This is a genomic window from Odoribacter splanchnicus DSM 20712 (genome assembly GCF_000190535.1).
GTDB lineage: Bacteria > Bacteroidota > Bacteroidia > Bacteroidales > Marinifilaceae > Odoribacter > Odoribacter splanchnicus.
Map to the genome: position 1 here is coordinate 1,538,046 of NC_015160.1, position 16,726 is coordinate 1,554,771.

At 44.9% G+C, this 16,726-nt stretch carries 12 protein-coding genes; 7 read left to right on the plus strand and 5 right to left on the minus strand.

Annotated elements, in window-relative coordinates; genetic code table 11:
- Positions 1–663 precede the first annotated feature (663 nt).
- The 3 genes from ODOSP_RS06460 to ODOSP_RS06470 all read right to left on the minus strand — a co-directional run bounded on the left by ODOSP_RS06460 (position 664) and on the right by ODOSP_RS06470 (position 3,920).
- Positions 664–1,923 (minus strand): metal-dependent hydrolase family protein, encoded by a 1,260-nt coding sequence (locus ODOSP_RS06460; protein WP_041557234.1) that lies wholly within the window; start codon positions 1,921–1,923, stop codon positions 664–666.
- A gap of 92 nt (positions 1,924–2,015) precedes the next feature.
- Positions 2,016–2,315: a ribose-5-phosphate isomerase A gene (locus ODOSP_RS06465; RefSeq protein WP_140398583.1), complete on the minus strand. Its 300-nt coding sequence runs from the start codon at positions 2,313–2,315 to the stop codon at positions 2,016–2,018.
- 777 nt (positions 2,316–3,092) lie between these two features.
- A complete protein-coding gene (locus tag ODOSP_RS06470; protein ID WP_013611562.1) occupies positions 3,093–3,920 on the minus strand; it encodes a PepSY-like domain-containing protein in 828 nt (275 codons plus the stop codon).
- A 139-nt stretch (positions 3,921–4,059) separates the two neighbouring features.
- On the opposite strand from ODOSP_RS06470, the gene ODOSP_RS06475 reads away from it, so the two are divergent.
- Both ODOSP_RS06475 and ODOSP_RS06480 read left to right on the plus strand, forming a co-directional pair.
- On the plus strand, positions 4,060–5,433 hold the full coding sequence (locus tag ODOSP_RS06475) for an FAD-dependent oxidoreductase (protein ID WP_013611563.1): 1,374 nt from the start codon (positions 4,060–4,062) through the stop codon (positions 5,431–5,433).
- A gap of 71 nt (positions 5,434–5,504) precedes the next feature.
- The gene (locus ODOSP_RS06480) at positions 5,505–6,092 is read left to right on the plus strand and encodes an acyl carrier protein phosphodiesterase (protein WP_013611564.1); all 588 of its coding nucleotides are present in this window, start codon (positions 5,505–5,507) and stop codon (positions 6,090–6,092) included.
- 9 nt (positions 6,093–6,101) lie between these two features.
- Here ODOSP_RS06480 and ODOSP_RS20380 read toward each other — a convergent pair whose 3' ends face one another.
- Both ODOSP_RS20380 and ODOSP_RS06485 read right to left on the minus strand, forming a co-directional pair.
- Positions 6,102–6,236: a hypothetical protein gene (locus ODOSP_RS20380; RefSeq protein ID WP_157741830.1), complete on the minus strand. Its 135-nt coding sequence runs from the start codon at positions 6,234–6,236 to the stop codon at positions 6,102–6,104.
- 359 nt (positions 6,237–6,595) lie between these two features.
- Positions 6,596–7,993, minus strand: a complete 1,398-nt coding sequence (locus ODOSP_RS06485) for a glutamate decarboxylase (protein ID WP_013611565.1) — start codon at positions 7,991–7,993, stop codon at positions 6,596–6,598.
- A gap of 297 nt (positions 7,994–8,290) precedes the next feature.
- Here ODOSP_RS06485 and ODOSP_RS06490 point away from each other — a divergent pair, with 297 nt between their 5' ends.
- The 5 genes from ODOSP_RS06490 to ODOSP_RS06510 all read left to right on the plus strand — a co-directional run bounded on the left by ODOSP_RS06490 (position 8,291) and on the right by ODOSP_RS06510 (position 16,633).
- Positions 8,291–9,937 carry an AMP-binding protein gene (locus ODOSP_RS06490; RefSeq protein ID WP_013611566.1) on the plus strand — a complete coding sequence of 549 codons (1,647 nt, stop codon included), beginning with the start codon at positions 8,291–8,293 and terminating at the stop codon, positions 9,935–9,937.
- A gap of 87 nt (positions 9,938–10,024) precedes the next feature.
- Positions 10,025–11,671 (plus strand): AMP-binding protein, encoded by a 1,647-nt coding sequence (locus tag ODOSP_RS06495; protein ID WP_013611567.1) that lies wholly within the window; start codon positions 10,025–10,027, stop codon positions 11,669–11,671.
- A gap of 54 nt (positions 11,672–11,725) precedes the next feature.
- Positions 11,726–14,356, plus strand: coding sequence for an FtsK/SpoIIIE family DNA translocase (locus tag ODOSP_RS06500; RefSeq protein WP_013611568.1), 2,631 nt, complete (start codon positions 11,726–11,728; stop codon positions 14,354–14,356).
- A 40-nt stretch (positions 14,357–14,396) separates the two neighbouring features.
- Positions 14,397–15,314 carry a CPBP family intramembrane glutamic endopeptidase gene (locus ODOSP_RS06505; RefSeq protein WP_013611569.1) on the plus strand — a complete coding sequence of 306 codons (918 nt, stop codon included), beginning with the start codon at positions 14,397–14,399 and terminating at the stop codon, positions 15,312–15,314.
- A 125-nt stretch (positions 15,315–15,439) separates the two neighbouring features.
- On the plus strand, positions 15,440–16,633 hold the full coding sequence (locus ODOSP_RS06510; RefSeq protein ID WP_013611570.1) for a C1 family peptidase: 1,194 nt from the start codon (positions 15,440–15,442) through the stop codon (positions 16,631–16,633).
- Positions 16,634–16,726: the final 93 nt, after the last annotated feature.

A 16,726-nucleotide genomic window follows, 5' to 3' on the forward strand; every position in this document is an offset into this window, starting at 1 on the left:
ATATTTATGCCTTAAATATAATAAATAATTGCAGTAACAAACAACTATATCGAACAAAAATTATCAGAAAATGTATTCGAATCCTCATTTGTGACAGACATGTATAACCGGAATACCGGACTCTTTCACTACGATCTTCATGCTGTCGTAAATCAGAATCTGGTACTGATAACTCCATACGTTTTTTCATTAACTGCAAGGTTAGATTGAATGTCTGAAGACCACAAAGGATCATCCCCAAAACATGATAGAGTTGTAGACTTATACTTCCAGACTCTGCACATAGAAAACATATCGCACGCCCCCTCTTTTCCGGAGTGGAAATACATACCGTTCGCCCCAAAGGGCGGGAATATTCAATCCCGTACAAGTAAATTTCGGTTCCCTTACCGTTGCCAGTCTGTTCTTGCGTTATCCCCTAACATAAATCCAATTTTATGCCCCCCAATTATATCTTCTCTACAAGATAATTTCTTTCTGCCTTCATATCCTGAAATCTAGAAGACAAAACTACCCGGATACCCCGATTATCTGTATCGTCTACACACATAAATCTCCCGGTTATCGATTAACCACTGCTCTGTTTTTTCCAAATATACAAAGCAGTGTTTAATCGATAACCGGGGAAAAATCCCGGTCTAAAAGGCTCTGGGGTAGCGGATATTATAAATCGTTTTTATATATTTTGCCGTCTTTCATGATCAACAGCATATTCTTGCCAGGATCGGTCAGCACTTTTATATCTTCGAGTGCATTTCCATCCACCACAATCAGATCGGCCAGAGCCCCCTCTTCGATCACCCCCAGTTTACCGGGATAAGGATTACGGCGGCCGGACAGAGCCAACAGTTCGGCATTATCGTGAGTGATCATCTTCAGGATTTCAAAGTTGGAAAACCAGCGGGTCATCTTTTCGATATTCAGGTTTTGATTCCGTGCATTGGCCGGACTGAAAAGCAAGTCGGTACCCCATGCCAGCTTCACCCCGTATTTCTTCGCCAGCTGATAGGCCCGGTCGGTGCCTTGTACCACCAGTTCGTGTTTCGCCTGCTGTACAGGATTGGTATAATGATTATTTCCTTCTCCGATAAAGGGTTGCATCGACAACCACACGCCTTTCTCTGCAATCAGTTTCATCGTCGGTTCATCGATCAGTTGACCGTGTTCGATACTTTTCACCCCAGCCCGGATAGCCCGGCGGATCGCCTCCGGCACATAGACATGCACCATCACATAAGTACCCGCATCCTCGGCGGCCATTACCGCCGCATGCAGTTCATCTTCGAAATACTGCACATCTTCCAGCTGGTCATACAACGAAGAGACCCCTCCGCCTGCCATCAGCTTGATCTGACTCGCACCCAGACGCAGGTTATTCCGCGAAGCGACGATCACGGCATCCACCCCGTCGGCGATGATAGCAGCCCCGATTTTCTCGGTATGAGTCAGGCCGCAACAATCGAAAGGCTCAGGGATATCGTATACCATACGAAAATCGGCATGTCCGCCTGTTTCGGAAATAATCGCCCCACTAGGATAAATACGCGGTCCCGGCAGTGTTCCCTCATCGATCGCCCTTTTCAGTCCGAATACCGGTCCCCCCGCATCCCGGATCGTCGTAAAACCCCGCAAAAGAGTCTTCCCGGCTTCCTCTCCGGCTCTCAGCTGTGTATAAGAAGCATGAGCGGTCAACAAATCGACCATCGTATTAGCAGCCAGATAAGCATGCCAATGTGCATCGATCAATCCGGGCATCAGAAATTTTCCCCGCCCATCGATCACTTCTACTTCTGCTCCGGCAACAATCGGTTCGGCCGATACTTTCCGGATCGCATTGTCCTCGATCCATACATTTCCCGTGACGGTCTTTTCACTTTTCCCGTCGAAAATCACGACATTTTGAATCAGAATTCCCTTTCCCATAGTCAGTAACGGCAATAAAGCCCATAAAATAAATACGTACAACTTCAACATAATCCAATATACAAGTTTACAAATGAACGATCTCATCGAATTTATTGTACGTAATCATCCCAGAAAAGTTTATTTCCACCTACTCTCACCCAGTAACTACCACTTCGGGCCGATATCCCCCCACTCTCCACGACACCGGTGATCTTTTTCCGATGCGGGACCGATGTCCCGGAAACGAACATCCAGAACCAGATTATGTTTTCTGTCACCACCGGTCCGTCTTTCCCTTTTGCCAGCCGGAGCATAATTTCCGTAGCCCCTAATTTTCTTATTTCCTGCTCGACCCAGAGCAACAGGAAATACCTCCACCGGTACAGGAAAATTTGTTCCCAACCGTCCAATCAACCTAGTGTTGTCGACAATAATAAATACAAAAAATATCATTAACAAACTCAGATAAATTAAATAGAAACAAAAATAGAGCGGCCGGCTTTCAAAAAGCCTTTCAAGAGAAAATAATTGAAATCAACAAATTTATTTGGCGAATAATAAAAAATAAACTATTTTTGTCATCGCTATCAAGTACTGTTTCAAACAGTTCCTTGCAATAAAAAATGGACGTTTAAATAGTTAGATGTAAAAAGGGATAGGTCACAAAACCAAAATACTTTATTGACTGAATAAGAGTTACTTAATAATGTTAAAAAAAGGAAATATTTGTTTGTTTTGAGAAGAAAATAAACGTCGATTAAATTAGCCGGTAACGGACTTTTCGATAAATAAATTTCCTCAAAAAGTAACTTTTTCCATTTTTCTACATCATTAGTATTCAAGATCTTTGAATGTTTTGGACGTAAAAGATTCTTCCGGTGACGTCGCCGGGAATTGACCAGATATAAGAGAAACAGGCTGCATAAAAAGACAGGGTCCCGCGGAATTATCTTCTAATCAGGTGAAATCGATTCATACACTCTTTATGATATTTCACACGATAAATTCTACTTATGCATTTCTTACATACATACACACATACACACACACATGCGTAAAGCGGGACCCTTATTCCAATTAAATTCAGAGTTATAAAGTCTGTAAAGTTTATATAGTCATCGGATTCTTCGGACTTCATAAACTTTACAGACTTTATAAATTAACCTTCATCGTCCCGATAAATCGGATCACTGTAGGATATTTCCGGTAGGATCGATAGACAGATGTACTTCAGAATTTCCTTGTTCCAGATCGAAATAGTAATACGAATTGTTCGGCGTCTCATAAAAATGAATATCGTCGATGCGGTATTTTCCAAAATTCGAATGCCGGAAAGTTTCCATTACTACCGAAGGAACTTCGGCCTTGCTCACTTCCCAGGAAGTCGACAACCAATCGTTTCCCTGAAAAATCAATTCTTTAGCTTTTCCTCCATCCAGGATGTCCACTTCCAATTTACCTTTTTCATTATCCATTTCAATGATGGTAGCATCCGGATATTTTTGTTTGATCCAAATCTGGATATCCGAAGCGACAGGCATATAAGAACTCCGTTTCTCTTTAGACACTTCATTCACGGTTTTGATCAGATTGCCGTTACCGACATAATACAGGTCGGTATCCAATCCTTCTTTTTCGAGTTCGATGATATACACTGCTTCCATTCCAGCCCGTTCGATCTTGTCGATATCGTCTTTTTTCCAGGTACTGTAAACACTTTTCTCGAATTGTTCGCGGATGGCCTGTGGCAGGGAACTATACCTCAGATTACTTTCCGTCATCACCCATTTACCGGTTCCGTCGAACCAAGCCTCGTGTTCGATACCGTCTTCCCGGAATTCTGCGACATAATACCCCTGCTTTTGTTCCCACTCTACTTTATCGGACTGAGGATACTTGTTATTAAATGCCGCAACGATTTTCGCATCGGGACGATACTGGTTTTGTTGTTTACAACCGGCTATTGCAAAGCCACTGATGAATAACAAAATAAAAAGAATCAATCTGGTTTTCATATTTTTCATTTTTATGTGATCGTTTGTCTGCTGTATACGATAATCGCGGAAGGGATGTTCTAAGGAGTAATCAAACAATTCACCTTTGATTTTCGTAAGTAGTGGAGATTTCTGTAAATTTTAATCAATCACCCATTTTATGGAACATTTTGACGCAATCATTATCGGATTTGGAAAAGGGGGTAAACTACTGGCTGCTGATTTAGCTAACCGGGGACAGCAAGTAGCCATAATCGAACGTTCGGCTGCGATGTACGGAGGCTCCTGCATCAATATCGCCTGTATTCCGACCAAAGCATTGATCCATCAGGCCCAAATGATAAAGGAACTGAATCTGGCTTCTTTTGAAGAAAAGGCAGCAGCTTATCGGAAAGCTATCATAAAGAAAAACGAAATTACCACCGCTTTACGAAAATTAAATTTCGACCGGCTCAACGACCATCCGAATATAACGGTATATACAGGAGTCGCCTCATTCCGCTCATCCCGTAAAATAGAGGTGACCACCGAAACAGACCGTCTGGAGATCGAGGGGAAACGGATCTTTATCGATACCGGAGCTCTTCCGGTGATCCCGCCGATATCAGGTATCCGGGAAAGCCGACGGGTATATACCAGTACCTCACTCCTGGAACTGGACCTGCTACCGGAAACCCTGGTCATCATCGGAGGAGGATACATCGGGTTGGAATTCGCTTCTATGTTTGCGGCTTTCGGAAGTAAGGTAATCGTATTGGAAAACACAACGGAATTTTTATCCCGCGAAGACAGAACCATTGCCGAAGCTGTACGGAAAGTAATGGAAAACCAAGGAATAGAATTTCATTTCAGTATAGAAATGCAATCAATCCAGGATACCGACGAAGAGACCGTAGTGACCTATCGGGATACGACCGATAAAACCGAACACAGCCTCTTTGCCAACGCTGTTCTGGTAGCGACAGGCCGTCAGCCCAACACCGAAAGCCTCGATCCGGGAGTGGCCGGAATACATTTAAACGAACATGGAGCGATCATCGTAAACGAATATCTGCAAACAACCGCATCGGATATCTGGGCGTTGGGAGATGTCAGCGGAGGGAAACAATTCACCTATATTTCCCAGGACGATTACAGGATTATCCGGGATCAACTGTTCGGTAAAGGCAGCCGGACCATTGTCGACCGGGAACCTGTCGTATATACGGTATTTATCGATCCACCTCTATCCCGCATCGGTTTGACAGAACAAGAAGCCATCGCCAAAGGATACGAAGTGATGACCAAAACCATTCCGGTCGAGGCCATCCCCCGAGCGCGGGTATCAGGTAATACCAACGGGGTATTGAAATCTGTCGTAAATGCCAAAAACGGAAAAATTCTGGGATGTACCCTGTTTTGTATCGATTCGGGCGAAGTGATCAACAATGTGGCCCTGGTCATGAAAGCCGGACTAGACTATTCGTCGCTCCGGGATCAGATCTATACGCATCCTTCTATGAGTGAGGCCTTGAACGATCTTTTCAGCTTTTAACCCGCAAAGGGGCTTTGGTAGTATCGTTTATAATGTGCAAATTTGTCCTTTACAAATAAGCTGAACGAATTATGAACTATCTCGCCCACATTTTCCTTTCGGGTAATGACCGTTGTATTCAGATCGGTAATTTTATCGGGGATGGGGTCAAAGGGGACGGGTATAAACAATATCCCCGGAAATTCCAGCAAGGAATTTTGTTACACCGCGAAATCGATGCTTTCTCGGACCGGCATCCGTTGGTCCGGGAAGCCGTAGGGATAGGCCGGGAAACTTTCGGGCGTTATTCGGCTGTAGTGAACGACATCTTGTTCGATTATTTCCTGGCCAGCCGGTTTCAGGACTATGCCGGTCTTCCCCTCAAACGGTTCAGCCGGAGGTTTTATACCGCCTTAGCCTGGAACTACCGCCACCTGCCGGAACGTTTTCAGGGGTTCATATGGCATTTCATCCTGACTGACCGATTGTGCCGTTATGCCTCCCTAACGGGAATCCAGCAATCCCTGGAAATCATGACCCGCTACCGGGGATTGCAGATCGATCCTGCCCAAACGCCGCTATTTATGCAGGAGCACGGAGAACGATTACAAAAAATATTCCGGGAGTTTTTCCCGGAATTACACGAAAGATGCAAACAATCGATTTATCTAAAGTCGTAATCCCCCAAATTAATTACCTGCAAACTTTGCCGGATACAAATACCAATCTTTATCCTCTTTTCCTCGGTAAGCAGCCCGACTCTTACATTTCGGATAAACGGTATCGATATGAATTCTTTCGGCCTGATAATTGAATTTCATCATATCCTTATTCATTCCCGCATCCAGATGGAAGGCAAACGGAGCTTTTTATGGTACTTTTTATTAGGCTTATCCCCAATTTACCTTCTAAGTAAAACCAATATCAACTGGTTTGAATATCTGAATCTTTCTTGTGTGACAGAATAAATAAAAACCGCTAATCTGTCTGCAAAGTTTTTCAGATAGATTAGCGGTTTACAAATTGGGTTAGCGAATTCTTTCAGAATTTTGACCGGCGAATCTGCGGCTCTGATCCATTCGTACCGATCATTCTAATTTTGTCGATTCCTTTTACGCCTATCCATTCTTGAAAGGAACACCGGTCCCATTGGGGACCAGCTCCTTCTTTTCTCTAAAAGAGATTATCTGGAGTGATTAAATCCTCTGGGCTTTTGTGGTTCTCTCTTATTCCACAAAATAGCGCTATTAGTCGGTTCCTGCAATTGATTCAACTGGGCAATATTGGTTTTAATATCTTTCACCAATAGATCGGCCAGGTCTTTACCGGTTCCCTGCCGTACAACGACACGCATGATCACGACATCTTCCATATTCTTCGGCATGGTATAAGCCGGCACCTGCCATCCCTGGGCATGCAAAGCATCCGAAAGGTCATATAACGTCCATTTCCGGGAAGAATCATTTTTCAGTTTCCAGATAAACAACGGATTAGGCATATCGTCACTGAAAAATTCAAAGATCCCCATCTCTTTTAACTGTTGTTTCAGATAGAGACATACATCGATACAATTCTGCTGGATCTGCCGGTAACCTTCCATACCTAAACGCAGGAACTGGTAGTATTGTGCCAATACCTGATTGCCCGGACGGGAGAAGTTAATAGAAATACTCGGAATGTTGGCTCCCAGATAGTTCACGGCAAAGTTCATCTCTTCGGGCAGATATTGTTTATCTTTCCAAACCACCCAACCGACACCCGGATATACCAATCCGAACTTATGGCCGGAAACACTGATAGATAACACCCATTTCAAACGGAAATCCCAAACGGTATCCGGATCGATAAACGGATGGATAAAACCACCGGTAGCAGCATCCACATGAATACATATTTCCCATCCTTTTTCTGCGTTCAGTTTATCCAGGGCATCGTTGATCTCTTTTACATTATCATTCAATCCGGTGATCGTAACCCCCTGAATCGGAACGACACAAATGGTATTTTCATCACACATACCGACCACATCCTGCGGATCCATGGTAATTTTTTCCATCGTCACGGGAACCATTCTCATTTCAACGTCCCAATAGATGGCAAATTTTTCCCAAACGACCTGCATACAGGTGGAAATGATAAAATTAGGTTTATTGGTAGGCAAACCTTTGGCACGACGACGTTTTTGCCAGCGTTTCAGGGCAGCAATACCTCCCAGCATACAAGCTTCGGACGAACCGACGGTACTGGTACCGGTACAATAGGGAGGTTCGGGTGAATGCCACAATTTAGCGATAATGTTCACACAACGTCTTTCTATCTCGGCAGTTTGCGGATACTCGGTTTTATCGATCATGTTTTTGTCCATATTTTCGGTCATCACCCGGCGGGCATAGTCGTCCATCCAAGTGGTAACGAAAGTGGCCAGATTCAATCGGGCATTTCCATCCATCATCGCTTCATCGTGTACCAACTGATAAGCCACCTCTCCCGGCATAGAGGTTTTAGGCATTTCAAACTTAGGAGCTACACGGGCTTCTTCAGGTGTTCCGAAAATTGGAGTGTTTGGATTTTCTGTTTTCATAATAATAAAGTTAAATTATTGTAACGTAATAATAATGAGCTTTTTGCATTCACTCGTCAATAACTACGCCCACCGTCGTTTTTTAGTTTCGACTTCTCACAATATTTAACTTTATACTTTTTACTTTCTACCTTTTACCTCTTTTTTGTAACCTTCTTTTCCCTATTCAGTATACATACACAGAGAACGCACCTCGAGCCCCCTCAACGGTGGAATTATGGACGAAATTAAACACGACCGTGCTGAAGCACATTCCACCCGGACCTGAGATGCGTTTTCTCATCAATCTAGAACAAGATGGAAGAGAATTTTTTATACTATATAGAACATAGTATCCGAATCCATTGGGAAGAACCGGCCTTAACCGACTACCAGGGCCAAACCCATACCTTCGGAGATGTAGCCCACCATATTGCCCGTTTGCACCTGTTATTCGAAGAAAGCGGAATCCGCCGGGGAGATAAAATCGCTCTTTGCAGCCGGAATCAGACCAACTGGGGAATCGCTTTTCTGGCAATCCTTTCGTATGGAGCAGTAGCAGTACCTATTTTACACGAATTCAAAGCCGACAATATCCGCCATATCGTCAACCATTCGGAAGCCCGGATTCTATTTGCCGGTACTCCCATCTGGGAAGAACTGCAAAAAGAAGAAATGCCGAAACCGGAAACCGTCATCAAGATGGAGGACTATTCTCTTTTCTATAATACCAATCCGGCACTGGCAAAAGCTCACGGACATTGGGAAGAGTTATTCAGGCAAAAATACCCCGCCGCCCTGCGTCCGGAAGATATCCATTACGAGCCGGATCAACCTGACCAGCTGGCCATGATCAATTATACTTCCGGTACAACCAGCGCTTCGAAAGGAGTGATATTGTCTTACCGCAGTATGTGGTCGAACCTGAAGTATGCCCTGGACAAAATGGGCTACAATCCGGGCGAACGGCTGGTCTCCATACTGACCATGGCTCATATGTACGGTCTGGCCTTCGAACTGATCTATCCCTTTGCCAGTGGTACACACGTTTATTTTATCTCCAAAACTCCGGCCCCGAAAATCATTAACGAAATATTTTCGGCTGTCCGTCCCAACCTGATCGTTGCCGTACCCTTGATTATCGAGAAAATCATCAAACACCGGGTACTGCCACAACTGGAAAAATTTCATATCAAGCTATTCCTGAAAATCCCCTATCTGAACCGCAGATTAAGGCTGTCGATCCGGGATAAAATCGTCAATGCTTTCGGGGGACGTTTCAAACTGATCGCTATCGGAGGCGCAGCATTAAATTTCGAAGTAGAGAAATTCCTTTCTTCCGTACAATTTCCTTACACCGTCGGTTACGGTATGACCGAATGCGGTCCGGCCATTTCTTATGACGACTGGCACACCTTCAAAGCCGGTTCGTGCGGTAAAGCTGTCGACCGGATGGAAATTGCCATCAACTCCTCCGACCCCGAAAATATCGTCGGAGAAATATTAGTGCGGGGAGCGAATGTCATGGACGGCTATTATAAAAACCACGAAGCCACTTCGTCTGCTATCGACGAAGACGGCTGGTTGCATACCGGCGACCTGGGAACTATCGACAGTGAGGGTTATCTCTTTATCAAAGGCAGAAGTAAGAACATGATCCTGGGTCCCAGCGGACAAAATATTTATCCCGAAGAAATCGAGGACCGGCTGAATGCCCTACCCTATGTTTCCGAATCGCTGGTCATTGAAAAGGACGGTAAATTAATCGCCCTCGTCTATCCGGATTATGAAGTAGTGAAAAAAGAAAAGATCAGCCCTGAGCAGCTTAAAACTAAAATGGACGAAAACCGTAAACTCCTCAACCATATGCTGCCGATGTACAGCCAGGTTGCCCGTTTAAAAATCCAGGAAACCGAATTCGAGAAAACGCCAAAACGAAGTATAAAACGTTATCTGTATCAATAAAATAGAAAAATACGGACTCATTTTTTTCTTCCAACGTTTCCGGTTTAATACCTAAAATTCTATCTTTGCTCAAATAAACCCATGATTATGGAAGAAAATTTTATAAAATATATTGAACAGAGCATTAAAGATCATTGGGATCTGCCTGCCTTGACCGACTTTAAGGGAGCTACCAGTTCTTACAAAGATGTAGCCCGTAAAATCGAGAAATTACACCTTCTTTTCGAACATTGCGGAATCCGTAAAGGGGATAAGATCGCTCTTTGCAGCCGGAATACCAGCAGTTGGGGTATCGCTTTTCTGGCCACACTTTCTTACGGAGCTGTAGCTGTACCCATACTCAACGAGTTTAAACCCGATAATGTCCATCACATCGTGAACCATTCGGAAGCCCGTTTGCTCTTTGCCGGAGATGTGGTCTGGGAAAATCTCGACGAATCGGCTATGCCCGACCTCGACGGCGTACTCCGGATCGAAGATTACTCGCTCCGCACCTCGAATAGTAAGCAACTGACCGAAGCCAGAGCCAGATTAAACGAACTGTTCGGAAAAAAATTCCCCGATCGTTTCCGTGCCGAAGATGTTCATTACGAATACGATACGCCCGACCAGCTGGCCGTGATCAATTATACCTCGGGCACCACCAGTTCTTCCAAAGGAGTGATGCTGCCTTACCGTAGCTTGTGGACCAACCTGCAATTTGCCATCGATACCTACGGGATCAATCCGGGTGAACAAATCGTATGTATGCTCCCGATGGCTCATATGTACGGCCTGGCTTTTGAATTTATTTACCAATTTGTCAACGGGACCCACATCCATTTTTTATCCCGTACCCCGTCACCGAAAATCATAGCAGATGCTTTCGCCACGGTAAAGCCCGATCTGATCATTACGGTTCCCCTGGTTATTGAAAAGATCATCAAGAAGAAAGTTTTCCCGACCATCGAGAAACCGCATATGAAATTACTGATGAACATACCGATCATCAACGATAAAATCAGGGAAAGCATCCGGCAAAAGGTCATCGACGCCTTCGGAGGAAAATTCAAAGAATTAATCATCGGAGGAGCAGCCCTGAACAAGGAAGTAGAGATCTTTCTCCGCTCGATTCGTTTTCCTTACACGGTGGGATACGGCATGACCGAATGTGGTCCTCTGCTCACTTACGACAACTGGAAAACTTTCCGTCAGAGCTCCTGTGGCAAGGCAGTGCCTCGTGTCGAACTTCGGATCGACTCCGGCGATCCCCAACATATCGTAGGGGAAATCCTGGCTAAAGGGATTTGTGTGATGACCGGTTACTACAAAAATCCGGAAGCTACGGCTGCCGCCATCGACCGGGACGGCTGGCTACATACCGGAGATATGGGAATCATCGACCAAGACGGCTACCTGTTTATCAAAGGACGATGTAAAAACATGATCCTCAGCTCAAACGGTCAGAACATTTATCCTGAAGAAATCGAGGATAAACTCAACAACATGCCCTATATCAGCGAATCCATCGTTATCGAAAAAGAAGGAAAACTCGTAGCCCTGATCTACCCCGATTTCGATCTGGTAAACGAAGAAAAAATTACCGATGAGAAACTGGACGAACTGATGACCGCCAACCTGAAAGAAATCAACCAACAGCTCCCGGCTTACAGCCAGCTGAATACTTACAAGCTCTATAACGAAGAGTTCGAGAAAACCCCGAAACGGAGTATTAAACGATTTTTGTATCAGTAAAAGCAAGATAAATTTTCAATTTTTCGTACCTTCGTAGGCTGAAAAATTGTAAAGATGAAAAAAATAAAACATAAACCTGTTTCCTCCAAAACGGAGAAAAAACAGGTTTCTTTGCTACCGGAATTTTTAAAAGAACAACGGACACGTATCCTTCTGGGAATTGCGTTGGCTTTGGTATCGTTGTATATTCTCTTCGCCCTGATCGGTTTCTTCTTTTCGGGAGGTATCGATCAAAGTCTGGTCGATGGTCCCTGGGGGAAAATCATTACCAATCCGGAAATCGAAGTCAGTAATCCTGCCGGAAAGATCGGAGCCTGGATTTCGGACCTATTGATCAACCGGTGGTTCGGTATATCTTCTTTCATTCTTTGCTATCTTTTATTATTATGCAGTTTCCGTCTGGGGAGTATCAAAGTAAAAAACTTCAGCCGCAGGTTATTCATCGGTATGTGTATTATTCTTTGGATCTCTTTATTCCTGGGTTTTCTCTCGGAGAGTATTTCCAATCTTTTCGAAGTCGGCACAGGCTACCTATTCCCGGGGGGAGGCCATGGACATTTTGTCAGCGTCTGGTTGAACTCATTGGTAGGACGTATCGGGACTATGCTGATTCTGATCCTCACTTTTATCGCCATTCTGTTTTTCGGATTCGAACGGACTTTCTATAAATGTGTCGATTATATCAAAGAACAAATCCGCCGTCACCAGGAAAAGGCACTGGCCGCACTAGCCGAACGGGAAGCCCGTGCTGCAGCTGCCCGTGAAGAAGCACAACGGCAAGCCGACGCACAACAAGATCCCGAAGACGAAGATACAACAAGCGATTCCGACAAGGAGAACGCAGACGAAGAACAAGAGGATTTTCCCCATGACAACGACGGTACGTTCCAACCGGAGGATACCGATTTTTCCAGTCAACCGGAGCGTTTGTTAGCACCGAAAGAAACAACGGATCAAAATCCGGAAGCAATCACCTTGCAACAAGGTTTCAACCGCATGTCCGCTTCTATCAACGATTTCGAATTCAGCCAGGAACTATCGGATTTATCGGATGACCGAGCAAAATCGTCTACCGATGATGAAGAAGAAGGAGATACCGACTTACCGGCCGGAAACGATCAGGACATCACCTTGACCATCAGCAATAAGGATCAGGAAGAAACCGTCGATCAGAACCAGCCGACCGAAGATTACGATCCGACCCTCGACCTGTCCAATTACCAATATCCCGGTTTAGAACTCCTCGAAGAGCATTCCTCCGGTAATCCGAAAGTCACCCAGGAAGAATTGGATGCCAACAAAAACAGGATTGTAGAAACGTTGCGTAATTACAAAATCGAAATCACCAAGATCAAAGCAACCATCGGTCCGACCGTCACCTTGTATGAGATCGTACCGGCTCCGGGTGTCAAGATTTCCAAAATCAAAAACCTTGAGGACGACATAGCGCTTAGCCTTTCTGCTTTGGGCATCCGGATCATCGCCCCTATTCCCGGAGCAGGAACGATCGGTATCGAAGTGCCGAACCAAAATCCGGAGGTAGTCTCCATGCGCGGTATCATCGCTTCCAAGAAATTCCAGGAATCCAAATACGCTTTGCCGGTAGCTTTGGGCAGAACCATCTCTAACGAGACGTATACTTTCGATCTGACAAAGATGCCCCACCTTTTGGTTGCCGGAGCTACCGGACAAGGTAAATCGGTCGGATTGAATGCGATCATCACTTCACTGCTTTACAAGAAACACCCGTCCCAACTGAAGTTTGTGATGGTCGATCCTAAAAAAGTAGAGCTCAGTATCTATTCTATCATAGAAAAACATTTCCTGGCCAAATTGCCGGATGAAGAAGAAGCGATCATCACCGAGACCGCTAAAGTAGTCAATACGCTCAACTCCCTGTGTATTGAAATGGACAGCCGTTACGACCTGCTCAAAATGGCACAGGTAAGAAACATTAAAGAATATAATGAAAAATTCATCAAAAGACAACTGAACCCCAATAATGGACATAAATACCTTCCCTATATCGTGGTGGTTGTGGATGAATTCGCCGACCTGATCATGACTGCCGGTAAGGAAGTAGAAACCCCGATCGCCCGGATCGCCCAGCTGGCACGTGCTGTAGGTATTCATATGATCATCGCTACCCAGCGGCCTTCTACGAATATCATCACCGGGGTGATCAAAGCCAACTTCCCGGCCCGAATCGCTTTTAAGGTCGCTTCCATGATCGACTCCCGGACAATCCTGGATTCACCGGGTGCCAACCAGCTGATCGGACGTGGTGATATGCTGATATCGGTAGGTAGTGAGATGACACGGGTGCAATGTGCTTTTGTGGATACTCCCGAAGTAGATGCGATCACCCACCATATTGCCAGCCAACAGTCATATCCGAGTGCTTTTGCCCTACCGGAATATGTACCTGAAAACGAAGGGAACGGCCTCAACGACATCGACCCGGGATCACGCGATCCGTTGTTCGAAGAAGCAGCCCGGCTCGTAGTCAGCACCCAACAGGGTTCCACCTCTTCCATCCAGCGGCGGTTTTCTATCGGCTACAACCGGGCCGGCCGTATCATGGACCAACTCGAGGCAGCCGGCATCGTCGGTCCCTTCGAAGGAAGCAAAGCCCGGCAAGTGTTGATATCCGACGAATATTCACTCGAGCAAATGCTAAAATGAGGCATTTGCTCTTCAACTTCTAATTTTTAATTTTTTACCGATGTTCCTAGAAAAAGTTTACTCCGGCCGAAATCAATGGTATTTCTACATTTTTTCGTTACTGATTATTTTCACTGCAACACAAATCGGCAGTCTTCCCCTGGTGGGATATATGATTATGGAAGACCCTTCCATCTTGCAAGGAGGGGATATATCGGCAGCCACAAGTACGAATACAGGGTTGGCTTTAACCTTACTCAGTTTTGCCGTAGGTTTCTTCACCATCTTATTTTGTGTTAAATATATCCATCATAAAAAAACGGCAGATATCGTAACCGGCCGGCAACGGATAGATTGGGGCAGGATTTTTTTCGGTGCTGCCGTCTGGGGTATTTTATCCCTGATCACCCTGGCCCTCCCTTTCCTTTTCGGAGATACCTCCCATCTGGTATTTCAATTCGAACCGGTTCATTTCCTGATTCTGGTCGTTATCTCGCTACTCCTTTTTCCTTTTCAGACCTCTTTTGAGGAGTTGCTTTTCCGGGGATACCTCATGCAGTGGTCGGCCCTGCTCTTCAAATACCGCTGGGTAGCTGTCGTTATCACGGGTGTCCTGTTCGGCATCCTGCACGGCGCCAACCCCGAAGTCGAAGAATTCGGCATGTGGGTGGCCCTTCCCCAATACATTCTGATGGGATTGATCCTGGGCTTTGTAGCGGTGAAAGACGACGGCATGGAATTATCCCTGGGATTGCATATGGCCAATAATATTATAGCAGCCATCACCATAACCTCCGATTCTTCTACCCTGCAAACCCACGCCCTTTTCAAAGACCTGCATCCGACAGCTTCGCATTTCGACACGCTGACGATGCTTGTCGCCGGTGTGATCTTCATCTGGATTTGCAACCGGAAATATCACTTTTGGGGAAAGATCTGTTTATGGAAAAAGATCCAAAAGGAAAGCAACGAGATGTAAAGTGTTATTTTTTTCTTAAAACTTCGGCATTTCCGTGCTGAGACTTATTTTTAAATTTTCAATTGATTACCTTTGGCAGCATCGCAAACGTTAGATTTTTTTTATATCAATAACTATTTACAAACATGAGAAAATTTACCTGTTTCACCTTGGGCTTACTGTTAGCTTGTGCAGTGACCGTGAATGCCCAGGAACAAAAGAATGATCAGGAAGGTTACAAATTTACGGATATCAAACGCCTTCCGACAACAAGTGTTAAATCGCAGGATCGTGCCGGAACCTGTTGGTCCTGGTCGACTATTTCTTTTTTGGAATCTGAAATCATGCGTATGGGCAAAGATTCGCTCAGCCTGTCTCCGATGTATGTCGTATGGAACACCTATCATGCCAAAGGAGATAAATATGTACGGATGAACGGCCATGTAAACTTCGGACAGGGAGGCGCTTCTGCCGATGTGACCTGGGCAATCCGGAACTACGGTATTGTTCCGTTGTCTTTATACAGCGGCCTGAACTACGGCGAAGAAGTACATGTACACGGCGAATTGGATGCTATCCTGAAAGGTTATCTGGACGCTGTTGTCAGCAATCCTAACAAAAAATTAAGCACTGCGTGGTTAAGAGGTTATGACGGTATACTGAATGCTTATCTGGGCGAAAAACCGGAAAAATTCACCTGGCAAGGAAAAGAATATACTCCGATGACTTTCGCAACAGATGCCTGTGGGCTGAATATGGACGATTATGTCAGCCTGACTTCTTTCACCCACCATCCGTTCTATACTCAATTCGCTCTGGAAGTAGAAGATAACTGGATCGGCGAAATGTCATACAATCTTCCGTTGGATGAATTGATGGATGTACTCGACAAAGCGATCGACAAAGGCTACACTTTCTCCTGGGGATCAGACGTTTCTGAAATCGGTTTCACACGCGACGGCCTGGCTGTTGTTCCGGATGTGAACATCAAAGAAATGAGCGACGCTGAAATCGCGAAATGGGTGAAAATGCCGAAAACACAACAACAAGCCGAATTGCTAAAGAAACCGGGTAAAGAAAAAGAAATTACCCAGGAACTGCGTCAGCAAGAATTCGACAATAAACTGACTACCGACGACCATGGCATGCATGTAATAGGTAAAGCTGTCGATCAAATCGGAAATAAATATTTCATCGTGAAAAACTCTTGGGGTGACTATGGTAAATACAAGGGATACCTGTATGCTTCTTATCCTTTTGTAGCTTACAAGACTACTTCAGTGATGATTCACAAAGATGCTCTTCCCAAAGACCTGAAAAAGAAATTGGGTATAAAATAGACATTTGTGACGTAAAAGTTTTGAAAGGCCAAGGAAGTTATGATAATTTCTTCGGCCTTTTCTATTTTACGCCTTTGAGGTTTTCGACCTTTT

Coding starts and splice junctions, on each gene's coding strand:
- ODOSP_RS06485 (WP_013611565.1), bottom strand. CDS start 7,993: ATGAAAACAGAAAATCCAAACACTCCAATTTTCGGAACACCTGAAGAA.
- ODOSP_RS06460 (WP_041557234.1), bottom strand. CDS start 1,923: ATGGGAAAGGGAATTCTGATTCAAAATGTCGTGATTTTCGACGGGAAA.
- ODOSP_RS06505 (WP_013611569.1), top strand. CDS start 14,397: ATGTTCCTAGAAAAAGTTTACTCCGGCCGAAATCAATGGTATTTCTAC.
- ODOSP_RS06470 (WP_013611562.1), bottom strand. CDS start 3,920: ATGAAAACCAGATTGATTCTTTTTATTTTGTTATTCATCAGTGGCTTT.
- ODOSP_RS06480 (WP_013611564.1), top strand. CDS start 5,505: ATGAACTATCTCGCCCACATTTTCCTTTCGGGTAATGACCGTTGTATT.
- ODOSP_RS06475 (WP_013611563.1), top strand. CDS start 4,060: ATGGAACATTTTGACGCAATCATTATCGGATTTGGAAAAGGGGGTAAA.
- ODOSP_RS20380 (WP_157741830.1), bottom strand. CDS start 6,236: ATGATGAAATTCAATTATCAGGCCGAAAGAATTCATATCGATACCGTT.
- ODOSP_RS06490 (WP_013611566.1), top strand. CDS start 8,291: ATGGAAGAGAATTTTTTATACTATATAGAACATAGTATCCGAATCCAT.
- ODOSP_RS06495 (WP_013611567.1), top strand. CDS start 10,025: ATGGAAGAAAATTTTATAAAATATATTGAACAGAGCATTAAAGATCAT.
- ODOSP_RS06500 (WP_013611568.1), top strand. CDS start 11,726: ATGAAAAAAATAAAACATAAACCTGTTTCCTCCAAAACGGAGAAAAAA.
- ODOSP_RS06510 (WP_013611570.1), top strand. CDS start 15,440: ATGAGAAAATTTACCTGTTTCACCTTGGGCTTACTGTTAGCTTGTGCA.